The organism is Mesorhizobium sp. P2_D1 (assembly GCF_056404455.1).
Map to the genome: position 1 here is coordinate 91,856 of NZ_JBFUDZ010000015.1, position 14,198 is coordinate 106,053.

10 protein-coding genes and 1 pseudogene are annotated in these 14,198 nt (G+C 64.9%); 2 read left to right on the forward strand and 9 right to left on the reverse strand.

Annotation, left to right across the window (positions count from 1 at the left end; translation table 11 throughout):
• Positions 1-8 precede the first annotated feature (8 nt).
• Positions 9-2,672 (forward strand): ATP-dependent helicase, encoded by a 2,664-nt coding sequence (locus tag AC1D0I_RS13790; protein ID WP_477395693.1) that lies wholly within the window; start codon positions 9-11, stop codon positions 2,670-2,672.
• A gap of 57 nt (positions 2,673-2,729) precedes the next feature.
• Here AC1D0I_RS13790 and AC1D0I_RS13795 read toward each other — a convergent pair whose 3' ends face one another.
• From AC1D0I_RS13795 to AC1D0I_RS13815, 5 genes are all read right to left on the reverse strand, one after another.
• Positions 2,730-3,773, reverse strand: a complete 1,044-nt coding sequence (locus AC1D0I_RS13795; RefSeq protein WP_477395695.1) for an ABC transporter permease — start codon at positions 3,771-3,773, stop codon at positions 2,730-2,732.
• Positions 3,770-4,567, reverse strand: coding sequence for an ATP-binding cassette domain-containing protein (locus AC1D0I_RS13800; protein WP_095087031.1), 798 nt, complete (start codon positions 4,565-4,567; stop codon positions 3,770-3,772). Before AC1D0I_RS13800 ends, AC1D0I_RS13795 begins: the two co-directional genes overlap by 4 nt.
• Before the next feature lie 85 nt (positions 4,568-4,652).
• The gene (locus AC1D0I_RS13805) at positions 4,653-5,660 is read right to left on the reverse strand and encodes a substrate-binding domain-containing protein (protein WP_477395697.1); all 1,008 of its coding nucleotides are present in this window, start codon (positions 5,658-5,660) and stop codon (positions 4,653-4,655) included.
• 105 nt (positions 5,661-5,765) lie between these two features.
• Entirely contained in the window at positions 5,766-6,671 is a 906-nt protein-coding gene (locus tag AC1D0I_RS13810; protein ID WP_206073730.1) for a sugar phosphate isomerase/epimerase family protein, read from the reverse strand.
• Positions 6,671-7,705 (reverse strand): Gfo/Idh/MocA family protein, encoded by a 1,035-nt coding sequence (locus AC1D0I_RS13815; protein WP_477395699.1) that lies wholly within the window; start codon positions 7,703-7,705, stop codon positions 6,671-6,673. Before AC1D0I_RS13815 ends, AC1D0I_RS13810 begins: the two co-directional genes overlap by 1 nt.
• 198 nt (positions 7,706-7,903) lie before the next feature.
• Here AC1D0I_RS13815 and AC1D0I_RS13820 point away from each other — a divergent pair, with 198 nt between their 5' ends.
• Positions 7,904-8,929 carry a LacI family DNA-binding transcriptional regulator gene (locus AC1D0I_RS13820; RefSeq protein WP_477395701.1) on the forward strand — a complete coding sequence of 342 codons (1,026 nt, stop codon included), beginning with the start codon at positions 7,904-7,906 and terminating at the stop codon, positions 8,927-8,929.
• A 43-nt stretch (positions 8,930-8,972) separates the two neighbouring features.
• Here the strand turns inward: AC1D0I_RS13820 and AC1D0I_RS13825 are convergent, their stop codons facing one another.
• From AC1D0I_RS13825 to AC1D0I_RS13840, 4 genes and pseudogenes are all read right to left on the reverse strand, one after another.
• Complete coding sequence (locus AC1D0I_RS13825; protein WP_095087016.1) at positions 8,973-9,287, reverse strand: ferritin family protein; 315 nt, start codon at positions 9,285-9,287, stop codon at positions 8,973-8,975.
• A gap of 55 nt (positions 9,288-9,342) precedes the next feature.
• Positions 9,343-10,098, reverse strand: a complete 756-nt coding sequence (locus AC1D0I_RS13830; RefSeq protein ID WP_095087013.1) for a bestrophin-like domain — start codon at positions 10,096-10,098, stop codon at positions 9,343-9,345.
• Between the two features lie 98 nt (positions 10,099-10,196).
• On the reverse strand, positions 10,197-11,750 hold the full coding sequence (locus AC1D0I_RS13835; RefSeq protein ID WP_477395703.1) for a trimethylamine methyltransferase family protein: 1,554 nt from the start codon (positions 11,748-11,750) through the stop codon (positions 10,197-10,199).
• 12 nt (positions 11,751-11,762) lie between these two features.
• Positions 11,763-14,175, reverse strand: a pseudogene (locus tag AC1D0I_RS13840) (GcvT family protein).
• Between the last annotated feature and the right edge of the window lie 23 nt (positions 14,176-14,198).

Below are 14,198 nucleotides of genomic sequence, written 5' to 3' on the forward strand. Positions count from 1 at the left end.
CGGGGGAGATGTCCGGCTTTTCCGAAGACATGCCCTTTTTCGACGAACCCAATGCGCGGCCCGCGGCCCCGTCGGGCATTGCCGCGCGCGCCATGGCTGCCCGCAGCGGCCACAACAACGCGCCCGACTATCTGAAAGGGCTGAACCCCGAGCAGCGGCTGGCGGTGGAAACCACCGAGGGCCCGGTTCTGGTGCTGGCCGGCGCCGGCACCGGCAAGACGCGGGTGCTCACCACCCGCATCGCCCACATCCTCGCCACCGGTAAGGCCTTCCCCTCGCAGATCCTCGCCGTCACCTTCACCAACAAGGCCGCGCGCGAGATGAAGCAGCGCATCGGCATCCTGATCGGCGAAGGCAATGTCGAAGGCATGCCGTGGCTCGGCACCTTCCACTCGATTGGCGTGAAGCTGCTTCGCAGACACGCCGAGCTTGCCGGTTTGCGCTCCGACTTCACCATCCTCGACACCGACGATGTCGTGCGGCTGATCAAGCAGTTGATCCAGGCCGAGGGGCTGGACGACAAGCGCTGGCCGGCCAAGCAGTTCGCCCAGATGATCGACGGCTGGAAGAACAAGGGACAAGGCCCGGCCGACATCGCCGAGGGCGACGCCCGCGCCTTCGCCAACGGCAAGGGCCGCGAACTCTACAAGGCCTACCAGGCGCGGCTGCAGACGCTGAACGCCTGCGACTTCGGCGACCTTTTGTGCCATCCGATCCGCATCTTCCGCGCCAATCCGGATGTGCTGAAGGAATACCACAAGCGCTTCAAATACATCCTCGTCGACGAGTATCAGGACACCAACACCGCCCAATACATGTGGCTGCGCCTTTTGGCGCAGCGGCCGCAACCGTCGCGCCAATCTTCGTCGACCGCCGGTCTGCAGTCGGCCGAGGGCCGCAAGGACGACCGTCCGTCCGAGCCGTTGCGAGGCCCCGGCGGAGGGCCCGCGCCGGCGGGCGCGGAACAGCCCGTGAGCGACAACAAAGTCAACATCTGCTGCGTCGGCGACGACGATCAATCCATCTATGGCTGGCGCGGCGCCGAGATCGACAACATCCTGCGCTTCGACAAGGATTTTCCGGGCGCCACCATCATCCGGCTGGAACGCAACTACCGCTCCACCGCGCATATCCTTGGGGCTGCCTCCCACCTCATCGCCCACAATGAGGGCCGCTTCGGCAAGACGCTGTTCACCGACCGCGACGAGCCCGAGGACGACAAGGTGCATGTCCACGCCGCTTGGGATTCCGAGGAGGAAGCCCGCGCCGTCGGCGAGACCATCGAGGCCTACCAGCGCCAGAAGCACAATCTCAACGACATGGCCATTCTGGTCCGAGCCTCGTTCCAGATGCGCGAGTTCGAGGACCGTTTCGTCACGCTCGGCCTCAACTACCGGGTCATCGGCGGCCCACGCTTCTACGAGCGCATGGAAATCCGCGATGCGTTGGCCTTCTTCCGCGTCGTCGCGCAAGGCGCCGACGACCTCGCCTTCGAGCGCATCGTCAACGTGCCGAAGCGCGGGCTKGGCGAARCCACCATCCGCCAGATYCACGACACSGCGCGCGCGYTGCGCRTSCCGATGCTGGARGCSGCSRCCAARCTCGCCGAAAGCGACGAGYTGAAGCCGAAGCCGCGCGCCGCCTTGCGCGAAGTGGCCGCCAATTTCGAGCGCTGGCAGAAGGCGCTGGAGACCACGCCGCACACCGAACTCGCTGAGACCATTCTGGAAGAGAGCGGTTACACCGACATGTGGAAGAACGACCGCTCGGTCGAAGCGCCCGGCCGGCTGGAGAATTTGAAGGAGCTGATCCGCTCCATGGAGGAGTATGAATCGCTGCGCTCCTTCCTCGAGCATGTGGCGCTGGTCATGGACGCCGAGCAGAATGCCGAGCTCGACGCCGTCAACATCATGACGCTGCATTCGGCCAAGGGCCTCGAATTCGAGACCGTCTTCCTGCCCGGCTGGGAGGAAGGCCTGTTCCCGCACCAGCGCGCGCTCGACGAAGGCGGCCGCTCCGGGCTGGAGGAAGAGCGGCGTCTGGCCTATGTCGGCCTGACACGCGCCAAGAAGAACCTGCATTTGTGGTTCGTCTCCAACCGCCGCATCCATGGCCTCTGGCAGTCGACCATCCCGTCGCGTTTTCTAGAAGAACTGCCGGAAGCCCATGTCGATGTCGCCGAAAGCGGCAACTCCTATGGCGGCTATGGCAATTCCTATGGCGGGGGCTCATTCGCCTCTGGTCGCGGTGGCCGGCAAAATCCCTATGGCGCCTCGCGCTTCGACAATGTCGGCGCCAACACCGAAAAATCGGGCGCCTTCTCCAACACCTATGCGACGCCGGGCTGGCAGCGCGCGCAACAAAACCGCACCGAAGCGACCGACCGCAACTGGGGCTCGCGCTCCGGCCATCAGGTCGAGCGCATCGGCTATGGCGAGACCGACTCCGGTTACGGCGCCGGCCGCACCAGCGTCAAAGGCCGCACCATCGACGGCGAGCTGGTCGCCAAATCCGTCTCGGATACGCCATCCGCCTTCAGCGTTGGAGATCGCGTCTTCCACCAGAAATTCGGCAACGGCAACATTTCCGCCATCGAAGGCAACAAGCTGACCATCGACTTCGACAAGGCCGGCCAGAAGCGCGTGCTGGACGGGTTTGTCGCGGCGGTTTGAGCGCCCACTTGTCCCGTTGTCCTACAAGCGACCGCCCCAGCCAGAAATCTCCACCCGTCACCGATACCGCGCCTGGTTCCATTTGTGGCCGAGCAGCGACAGGATGATGATCAGCCCGTTGAAGAACTGCACGTAGAAGCCGCTCAGGCCCGCCGCCACGACGCCGGTCTGGATGAACGACACGGTGACCGCACCGATGGCGCCGCCGACGACGGTGCCGATGCCGCCCCAGGTCGGGGTGCCGCCGACGAACACCGATGCCAGCACCGGCWAGAGATAGCCGTCGCCGGCGGTCGGCCACCAGGTGAAGTTGATCATCACCGAGAAGGTGCCGGCGATCGCCGCACCAATGCCGACGAAGACGAACACTTTCACCCGCACGCGCTTGACGTCGATGCCCATCTGCTGGGCGCTATCGGGATTGTCGCCGACGACCCTCACCTGCGCGCCGAAGCGATGGCAGTTGTAGAGCATCGCCGACAGCACGACGAAGGCGATGGCCCAGAAGATCTGCACCGGGATGCCATAAACCTGGCTGGAGAAAATCTTATAGGCCCAGCTGTCGGCAAGGTTGGTCAGCGCCATCGACTTGCCTTCGTTGATGATCTGGATCAGGCCGCGCAGCAGGAAATTCATGCCGAGCGTGGCGATCAGCGACGACAGCCCGCCATAGACCACCAGGGAGCCGACCAGGAAGCCGAGCAGTATGCCGGTGACGAGCGCCGCGGCAATGCCGAGAAACGGATCGTAGCCGGCCTGCACGACCAGCGCGAAGACCCATGAGGCAAAACCCATCGTCGCCGGAAACGACAGGTCGATCTCGCCGCAGGTAACGACGAAGACCAGCGGCACCACCACGAACAGCGCGACCGGCAGCGTGGTYAGCACTGAACTGTAGAGATACCAGGTGGTGAACACGGTCGGGTTGGCGATCATGAACACCGCCATCATGACGATGAACACGCCGAGCGTGCCGAGCGAAGCACGATTGTCGAGGATGAAGCCGCGCAGCCATTGATCGGATGGGTGTCTCCACTCCTTCTGTGGGCTGGGAATGGCGGTGGACGGCTCGTGCAGATCGGGTTCCATGGTCTTGCTCATCGCACTGCCCTCTCGGCGTCGCCGGTGTCGTGCAACCCGGCCAGCCCGCCGGGATGTGCGACATCCTCCATGAAGTTGATGAGGTCCTCGGCCGACTTGACCTCGCTGCGGTCGGCGGTGAGCGCGACCTTGCCGCGATCGAGCACCACGAAGCGGTCGGCGATGTCGAAGACATGATGGATGTTGTGGCCGATGAACAGGATCGAGCGGCCGCTCGCCCGCACTTGGCGCACGAAATGGAAGACCTTGGCGGTTTCGGTCAGCGACAGCGCCGTCGTTGGCTCGTCGAGGATGATCAGTTCCGCCTGCTTGTAGATGGCGCGCGCGATCGCCACGCCCTGGCGCTCGCCGCCCGACAGTTGGCCGACGATCGACTGCGGCGTGAACACTTTCGAGGTGAAGCCGATCTCGCGCATCAGCCGGCTGGCTTCCTCGATCTCCTTGTTGACCTTCAGCCAGCCGAGGAAGCCGGTGAGTTCTCGGCCCATGAAGATGTTGCGCACGATCGTCTGCTGCACGGCCAGCGCCCGGTCCTGGAACACCGTCTCGATGCCCGCGTCGCGCGAACGCGCCGCGCTCCATCCCGTCACCGCCTTTCCGCGCACGAGAATCTCGCCGCTGGTCGGCCTGACCACGCCGGACAGGATCTTGATCAGCGTCGACTTACCGGCGCCATTGTCGCCGATCAGGCCGACCACTTCGCCCCGATCGACGCTGAGATTGACCCCGCCCAGTGCATAGACCTGGCCATAGGACTTGCTGATATCGCGCAGTTCGATGATGCGTTCGGCCATCGGATCCTCACCTCTGTTGTCGCTGCCAGCGTCTCTGCCGGCGGTCCTGCCGGCCGGGCTCAGCCCCGGCCGGCAGCTTGGGAGGTCAGCGCAGTGCCTGCTTGGCGAGTTCGGCGACGATCTCGTAATTTTCAACCGTGACGAAGCCGGCGCCGGTGTCGACATTCATCGGCGCCAGACCGAGCACCACCTGCTGGCAGAGGCTGAGGATCGGCAGATAGCCCTGCAGGAACGGTTGCTGGTCGGCCGTCAGCTGTACCCAGCCGCCCTTGAAGGCCTCGACGATCTGCGGGCTGGTGTCAAAGCCGAAGTTGAAGATGTCGCCGGCCTTCCTCCCTGCGGCCTGCATGTATGTCGGCACATTGCCGAGCATCTGTCCGCCGGGATAGCCGACCGCCTTGACGTCGGGATTGTTGAGCAACGCGGCGGTGATCAACGGGATCGCGAGATTCGGATCGGCTGCCCATTCGGTTTGAGAATTGATTTGAACGACATCGATGCCGGCCTCTTTCAGCGCGGCGACTGTCCCACGCTCGCGCGCGCCGCGACTCTCATTCTCGAACGGGCCGATCATGATCGCCTTGTCGCCGGCCTTCAGCTTGGCCAGCTTGAACGCCTCGGCGCCGAGCGCGCGGCCCTGCTGCTCCTGCTGGGCGCCGACATAGCCTCCGCCGAACGCCGCCGTCACCGTCGGCACCGGCACATTCTGGTACATCATCTTGATGCCGTCCTTATGCGCCTGTTCGGCCAGCGGCATGATCGCCGCGTCGCCCGGGTGGCCCATCATGGCGATGCCGCCTGGCTTCACCGCGACCGCCTCGCGCAATTGCTGCACCATCTTTTCGACATCCCAGCCGGAGAAGATGTAATCGACCTTTGGTCCGAGATCGGCTGCCGCCTGCTTGGCGCCATTGTAGACGATGGTGCCGAAGGCGTCGCCCTCGGCGCCGCCGACGAAGAAACGGATGTGGACGTCCTTGCACCATTGGGCGTCGAGCGCCTGCGCCGGCAAGGTCGAGATCGCAGCGGCGAGCGTCGTGGCGGCGGCCACGATGGTCGAGCGCAGAAGTGTCCTTCTCATCGTCATGCTCATGCACTTATCCTCCCTTTTTTCCCTGGCTAGGCCGAGGGGTTTTCGACGATCGCTTCGGCAGTGCGCCGCAATCTTGGCCAGCCGGCACCTCCCGCCGGCTCGCTCTCACACCGGGTTAGGCAGGTAGCTGGCACCTCCCCGGCATTGCTTCAGATAGTCCAGGGCACGTACCTGCCCGGTGATCTCCAGCTCGTTGCGATAGACCGGATCGTGCCAGCCTTCGATGTCGATGGCGCCCTTGTAGCCGGCCAGCCGCAGTTCGCTGATCACCCGCGTCCAGTCGCTGTCGCCGAAGCCCGGCGTGCGCATCTGTACGAACGGCAGCCGGCCGAACACGCCGTGTTCGCGGATCACATCCCAGCGCACCGTCGCGTCCTTGCCGTGGACATGGAAGATGCGCGGCGCCCATTTGCGGATCTGCGGCAGGGGATCGATCAGGTAGACGAGTTGGTGGCAGGGCTCCCATTCGAGGCCGAGATTGTCGTCTGGCAATTCATTGAACATTAGCTCCCAGGCATCCGGATTGTGGGCGATGTTCCAGTCTCCGCCAGCCCAGTTGCCGTCCATGGCGCAATTCTCGAAAGCGATGCGCACGCCCTTATCGGCGGCGCGCCTGGCCAGCGGACCCCAGACTTCCTTGAAGCGTGGCAGGCTGTCGGGCAACGGCTTGCCGCGGAGGCGGCCGGTGAAGCCGCTGACGATCGAGGTGCCGAACAGATGGGCGTTGTCGATCACCGTTTCCCAGGCCTGGAGCACACCGCGATCGACGTCGCCGCTCTCGAGCGGATTGCCGAACACGCCGATCGAGGAGACCGTGACGTCGGCATCGCCGATCGCCTCGCGGATCTGGCCGGCAAGCCGCGGCAGATCCTTGCCGCCCAGCGTCTGCCAGAAGAAGGGCTGGATGCACTCGAAACCGAGCGGCAGGATCGCCTTGATATAGGCGGCCGGGTCATCGAGATTGGCCCGCACCATGGTGCCGATCCTGATGTCGAGAAGCGGGTTTGGCATCACTGTCCTTCCTGCGAAGAGATCATCACCCGGCGCCCGGTCTCGGCGCTTTCGATAGCGCCGAAGACCATGGCCAGGCTCTTGATGTTGTCGGCGCCGTGCGTCTCCGGCTCGGTGCCGGTCTCGATCGCGCGCATGAAATCCTGGATGATGCCGAGATGGCCGCCGACACGGTCGGCGGGATCGAGCGGCGGCACGGCGATCGGCTCGGTACGGTCGAACAGGCCTTCACGGGCTGGCAGGACGACCTCGGCCTTCAACTCGTCATTGCCGTCCCAGACCAGGCTGCCGCGCTCGGCGACGATGCGCCATGTGCTCTCCCAGCTGGTGCGAAAGCCGGCGGCGCACCAGGAGCCGGCATAGGTGAAGACCTTGCCGCCGCCGAGATCGAAGACGGCGCTGGCCGACGATCCCTGCCGGTACCAGGAACTCGCCGGCTCCCATTCCTGGCAGTAGACGCCGGCCGGCTCGCCATTCACCATGTAGCGGGCGGCGTCGAAGGTGTGGATCGCCATGTCGAGCAGCAGGACGTGGGCCATCTCCTCGCGAAAACCGCCGAAATGCGGCGCAACGAAGAAGTCGGCATGGATGCTGGTCGCGGCACCGATGGCGCCGGAAGAGAGAAAGCGCCGGATACGCCTGACATTGGCGACGTAGCGGCGGTTCTGGACGACGGCATGGATACGCCCGGCCCGGCGCGCGGCCTCGACGATGGCGCGCGCATTCTCGGGGCTGTCGGCGAGCGGCTTTTCCGTCAGGAGATGGCAATGATGGGCAAAGGCCGAGAACGCGACCTCACGCCGGGCGGCGGGAACCACCACATCGAACACTGCGTCCGGCCTGGTCCGGTCGAGCACCGCGTCGAGGCTGGTGCCGGTGACGGCGCTGGTGAGGTCGTATTCGCGCGCCCTCGCCTTCGCCCTGTCGGCGTCGAGGTCGACAAGGCCGACAACGGAAAGCCCGTCGATCTGCCTCACGGCATCGAGCCACTGCTTGCTCATCGCTCCGCAGCCGGCCAGGACGACATTGATCATCCAGCACTCCTCCTCCGCTCGGTCCCTCCAGACCGATCGTCACGGCATTGACGGCATGGCCGTAAACGTTTTTCCGTAAACGTTTACGAGAACACACCCGAAGGTGTAGAATGTCAATTGGCCGCTCGCAAAAAATTGTCTTGTCGCCTTGGCCTGAGCGGTTACCGGTGCTAGCCAAGCAAGGGGGAGAACAGTCACTTGGCGTCCAGCATTCATGACCTTGCCCGTCACCTGAACATTTCGATCGGCACCGTGTCGCGCGCCCTCAACGGCCGCGCCGACGTCAATGCCGACACGCGCCAGCGCGTGCTCGAGGCGGCCAGGACGCTGAACTATTCGCCGAACCAGTCCGGCCGCAGCCTTCGGCAGGGCGCCACCCATTCGATCGCCTTCATGCTGCAGCCGCATCCGGGAGACCAGCAATATGGCGAGCCGTTCTTCATTCCGTTCCTGATCGGGCTGCAGGCGAAGCTCGCCGAGAGCGGCCTCGACCTGATCGTGGTCATGGGCGCGCCGGGCGACTACCAGCAGGAACGTCTGCGCCGTGTCGTCGAGACACGCCGCGCCGATGCCGTGGTTCTGGCCTGGACGCGGCGCGAGGACGAGCGCATCGACTATCTCACCCAGGCCGGCTTCCCGTTCGCCACGCTCGGTCGCAGCCGCTCCGGGGCCAAGTCCTACCCTTCGCTCGACCTCGATTTCGAAAAGGCCGGTGCCGATGCAGTCGACCGCCTGGTGGCGCGCGGCCACCGCCGCATTGCCGCCATCCGCCCGTCGCTCAATCTCAATTTCGCCTATCTGTTCCTCGACGGGTATCGCAAGGCCTTGCGGCGGCACGACATCGAAGTGGACCCCGAGCTGATCGCGTCCGGCTTCATCAACGAGGCCGGCGGCTACGAGGTGACGCCGCAGGTCATGCGCTCCAAGGACCCGCCGACCGCCATCATCTTCAACAATGACGCGATGGCGCTTGGCGGTTGCAAGGCGCTGGCCGAGATGGGGATCAGGCCGGGGCACGACATGGCGGTGACCGTCATCGTCGACACGCCGCTCTGCCGTTACTTCTCGCCGGCGCTGACCGCCTTCCGCCCTGCCCTGGAGCCGATGGGTCAGCGGCTCGCTGAAATACTGCTGGCCTCGATCCCGGCCTTCGCCGGCCCACAAGGTCCGCGGATCATGCGCGAGGTCTGGCCGCTGGAGCTTGTGGCGCGCGACAGCGATTGATCTGGCCGAAAGCAGAGTCAGATCGGTCGCTACCTATCAGGCCTCAATCCACCTTTTTCTCACCCCTCTCGCCGGCCTTGACGATGTCGCCCGTGGTGAACAGGATTTCCTTCAGTTCCGCCCGCCAATCCTTTTTCTGGCGCAGCAGGAATTCGAGATCCATGCCGAAATGCTTGAACTCCTCGCCTTGCGCGTTCTTCATGATGGCGCGGGCCTGCGGGTCCTTCTCCACCGAGATGCGCTGTTCGTACCAGCCTATCGCTTCCGCCTCCTCGATCAGCGAGGTGATCATGCGGGCAAAGGTCCGCACCTTCTGTGACAGTTCTTCAGGCGGTTCGTGATACTGGTCGAATCCCATGTCATCCTCCGTGGAGCCATCTCACAGAATGCCCGGGATCGACGCCGGTTCCGTATCATCGCTGCAATTCCGCCAATGCCCTCTGCAGGGGCGCCGGCGAAATCTGGATCGGGCCGGAGAACGGTATGTCCATATCCAGGATGAGGTAGATCGCACCGGCGATCAGCACGGCCGAAACCACGAAGGTCGAAACCGTGATGGCGTTGCGCGGTGCCCTGAACCCGAAGCTGGCGAAGATCAGCACCAGCCACGCAACCAGCATGGCGATCAGCGGCGCAGGGATCGTGCCCTCCGACTGCTCGATCAGAATCCATCGCAACTCCACCACTTTCTGCAGACGCTGACCGGCATCCTGCAGAAGGGCGCTGTGCGCCGCGTCGGCCGGCTCCAGCGCCCTCAGCCGGGTGCCGATCTCCGTCAGCAGATGTTCGGACAGCCGGTTGGCGACGACCGGAGTTTCACCGGTCGGCGAAGCGTCGCCCGCCACCCTCTGCACATAGACGACCAGCAGCTGGCGCGCCTCGTCGGTCTCCGGGCCATACTCGCGCATGGTCCTGTCGAGCAGGATCAGCTCCGTCGCATAGTCGTGCACGTTGTGATCAATCGATTCGAACGTGTTCTTGGCCGAGTTGATCATCAGGCCGAGCACAAGCGAGGTCATGACCCCAAACAGGTTCGCGGCGAGCCGAACCACATTGTTCGTATCTTCGTCGCGATGTCTGACCGGCAGCCTGGGCCAGATCGCCATGCTGGCCAGCGGCGCCGCTGTCAGGCACAGGAAGATCATCACTGCGATCAAAGCTTCGCGCATGCGCCCATTTCTGCACGGGATGCGCCGATTGCCAATGACCCCGGCACCGATCACGTCGCGAAAGCTGCGTCACGCGTCTTGCGCGACTGCTCCCGCCCTCAGGACACCGGTGCTGCGCCGCCCTCTTGCGTGCGCCGGGCGATGAACGCGTCGAGGACGCTGGCGGTCGCGATAGCCGATTCCGGCGGCACGAAATCGGCCAGCGCCCGTCTCCAGACACCGGTGGCGCGCTCGCTCGCCGTCTTCGACCCGCCTTGCGTCCAATTGCCGAAATTCGACCAGTCGGCGACCAGCGGTTCGTAGAAGGCGGTGCGGTAGCGCGCCATGGTGTGGCCGGCCGAGAAGAAGTGACCGCCCGGCTGCACCTCGGCGATTGCCTCGAAGCCGATGGAATCGATGTCGCCGGGCGTCGGGGCGCAGAGTTCAGCCACCGTCTGCAGCGCCTCGATATCGGTGACCAGCTTCTCGAAGGAAACACTCAAGCCGCCTTCCAGCCAGCCGGCGGCATGGATGCACATCGTCGCCCCGGCCAGCACCGAGCCCCACAGCGCGAATTGCGTCTCGTGCGCCGCCTGCGCGTCCGAAATGTTGGCCGCACTGCCGCCGCCGGACCGCCATGGCAGCCCGGTGAAGCGCGCCAGTTGGCCGGCGCCCAGCGTCGCCTTGACATGCTCCGGCGTGCCGAAGGCCGGCGCCCCGGATTTCATGTCGACATTGGAGGAGAAGGAGCCATAGACAACCGGCGCGCCCGGCCGCACGATCTGCGCCAGCGTCAGTCCCGCCAGCGCTTCGGCATGCTGCAGCGTCAGCGCACCGGCGACCGTGATCGGCGCCATCGCGCCCGCCAGGCAGAAGGGCGTGATGACGGAGATCTGCCCGGCCCTGGCGAAATCGATGATGCCTTGCGCCATCGGGATGTCGAGTTGGCGCGGCGAGTTCGTGTTGATGACGGTGTAGCAGTGCGCGCCGGCAAGGAATTCGTCCTCCGACAGGCCGCGCGCCAACCGCAGCATCTCGAAGCCGTCCTCGACCTGCGGCGTGCCGCGCGCGAAGACGAACGGAAGCTTGTCGGAGAGCGTCAGCTGCGCGCGGTTGACCGCATAGTGGCGAAAGCGGTTGTCGACGTCCTGCGGCTCGATGCAGGGTCCCAGCATATGCAGCACATCGAAATGCTGCACCAGCCGTATCAGATCCTCGAAATCGGCCAGCGTGCCCGGCCTCCGGCCGCGCTCGAGATCGGTGACGTTCGGCGCCCCGCATCCAGCCAGGAAAGTCATCGAGCCGAGTTCGAGCGTCAGATCGCGGGCGCGGGCACCGCCATGAGCATGGATCGACTTCGGCGCCGAGGCCAGCGCCGCCGTCACCATGTCACGGCCGATGCGCACCATATCGGTGTCCGGATCGACCAGGGCGCCGGCGCGGGCGAAATGCTCACGCGCCTGCGGCAGCAGCACCTTGATGCCGAGTTCTTCCAGCACACGCAGCGCCGTGTCGTGGATGGCGGCAACCTGATCATCCGAAAAGATCGGCTGCGGCAGGAACGGGTTCCTCAGCGAACGGTAATTGGGGCGGCGGCTGGTTTCCGAGCCGGCTTCGCCCGTCCGTCCACGCCGGCGCTCGCGCCTGCTATCACGTGCCGCCTCATCGACCATCAGAAATCCTCCTTATTGCCGCATCGCCTTGCCTTCGGGGTCGTAGGGGGAGGCCGCGATGACGCGCGCCGGCCGCTCCGTGCCGACGACGTGCACCGAGAGCGCGGTGCCCTCGCCTGCGAAATCACGGTCGACGAGCGCCAGCGCCAGGCTTTTGCCGACAGTATAGCCATAGCCGCCCGAAGTGACGAAGCCGACGCGCCGGCCTTGATGCCAGACCGGCTCGAAGCCGCTGGCGTCGGCGTCGATGGCATCGATCTCCAGCGTCACCAGGCATTGGCCGCTGCCGCCCTCCCGCTGTTTCAATGCCGCCTCGCGACCGGTGAAGTCACCCTTCCCAAACGCGATGAACCGGTCGAGACCGGCCTGATCGGGTGTGTAGCCCTGGGTGAATTCACCGCGACCAGATGCCGAAACTCTTCTCCAGCCGCAGCGCATTCAGCGCGTAATAGCCGATCTCGGCAAGGCCGAGATCCTCGCCGGCGGCCAGCAGCGTTTCGCGCAAGCTGGCATGCATGGTGACCGGACAACTGATCTCGAAACCGAGCTCACCGGCGATCGAAAGGCGGGCAACCCGCGCGGGCACCATACCGATGTCGAATGCCCCGCAGGCCATGAACGGCAGTGCCGCGCCCGACACGTCCTGATGCGTCGTGCGCGCCAGGATTTTGCGTGCATTCGGCCCGGTCAGCAGGAAGCCGCTCATCGTGTCGGAAAGGTCTGTGACAGTGATCCCCTCCGCCGCATGGCTCTCGAACCAGCGCATGTGGAATTCCCTGAGATAGTACGAGCCCATCAGCCAATAGTCGCCGCCACCCCAGTTGATGACCGTGAGGTCGCCCTTCAGCCGCCCGTCATGGCCGAGCATCGGCGCCAGCCTCGCCTGTCCCGGCTTCGGCAGCCTGCAGGCAAGCAACTGGTCAAGCCATGCTTCGGCCCCTTGCCCCGAGACCGCATAACGCGCATAGGCCGAGATATCGACGAGACCGGCGGCACGCCGAACCTGCAGCGCCTCGTCGCCGACGATGTCGAAGGCGTTGGAACGCCGCAGCGTCGTGTTCTCGCGAAACCCCATCGGTGCGAAATAGGCCGGGATTTCCAGACCCCAGGACGCCGTCCATTCGCATCCCGCCGCCGTCATGCCGTCATAGGCGCCGGGGCGTTTCAGCGGCCGGCCGGCGGGTAGCCGCTCATTGGGAAAGGTCATGACGAAGCGGCGCGAATAGAACTGGCGCGTCGTCTGCCTGAGATATTCGCGGTTGGCCGCGAAGGCGCCATAGCGGGCGATATCCATGCCGAAGATGTCGGCCTGCGGCTCACCATGGATCATCCACTCGGCCAGCGACTTGCCGACGCCGCCACCCTGGCTGAAGCCGGCCATGACGCCACAGGCAAGCCAGTAATTCTTCAGCCCGCGCACCGGCCCGACGATCGGATTGCCGTCGGGGGTGAAAGTGAAGGCGCCGTTGACCCATTTGCGGATGCCGGCCGTCCTCAGGCACGGAAAGCGCTCATAGGCCTTGGACAGTTCCGGGCTGATGCGGTCGATGTCTTCCGGGATCAGCTCGATGCCGTAATCCCATGGCGCGCCATCCATGTTCCAGTGCTTCGGGTTCTGCTCGTAGACGCCGAGCAGCACGCCCTTGCGCTCTTGCCTGAGGTAGGAAAAGCCGTCGAGATCGACCGCAAGACCGAGTTCCTTGTCGAGAGCGGCAACCTCCGGAATGTCTTCGGTGATGAAATAGTGGTGCTCCATCGGCGTCACCGGCAAGTCGACGCCGGCCATGCGGCCGAGCTGCTTTGCCCATAGCCCGCCGGCGTTGACGACATGCTCGGCCACGATCGTGCCTTGCTCGGTGACGACATCCCAGTGCCCGTCGGCACGCGCCTTCAACGCGACCACGCGGTTGCGCAGGATCACGTCGGCACCACGCTTTTTCGCGGCGCCGGCATAGGCATGCGTCGCTCCGTAAGGGTCGAGATGGCCTTCGTTGGAATCATAGAGGCCGCCGAGCACGTCACTGACATCGACGATCGGGCAGATCTCCTTGATCTCTTCCGGTGTCACTAGGCGAGCCGTTTCGATGCCGACCGACTGGAACACGGCCCAGGCCGATTTCAGCCACTCCCAGCGCTGGGGATCGCTGGCCATGTTGACGCCGCCCGTCATGTGCAGGCCCGCGTCCTGGCCGGATTCGGCCTCGATCTCGCGATAGAGCTTGATGGTGTAGTCCTGCAGCGCCGCGACGTTGGGATCGGCATTGAGCGCGTGGAACCCGGCCGCCGCGTGCCAGGTCGAACCGGCCGTCAGTTCGGCTCGCTCGATCAGCGCCACATCGCTCCAGCCGAACCGTGTCAGATGATAGAGCACCGAGGCTCCGACCACGCCACCCCCGATGACGACTGCGCGGTAGTGCGACTTCAAGGCTTCCCTCCCCGGTTAGTCCG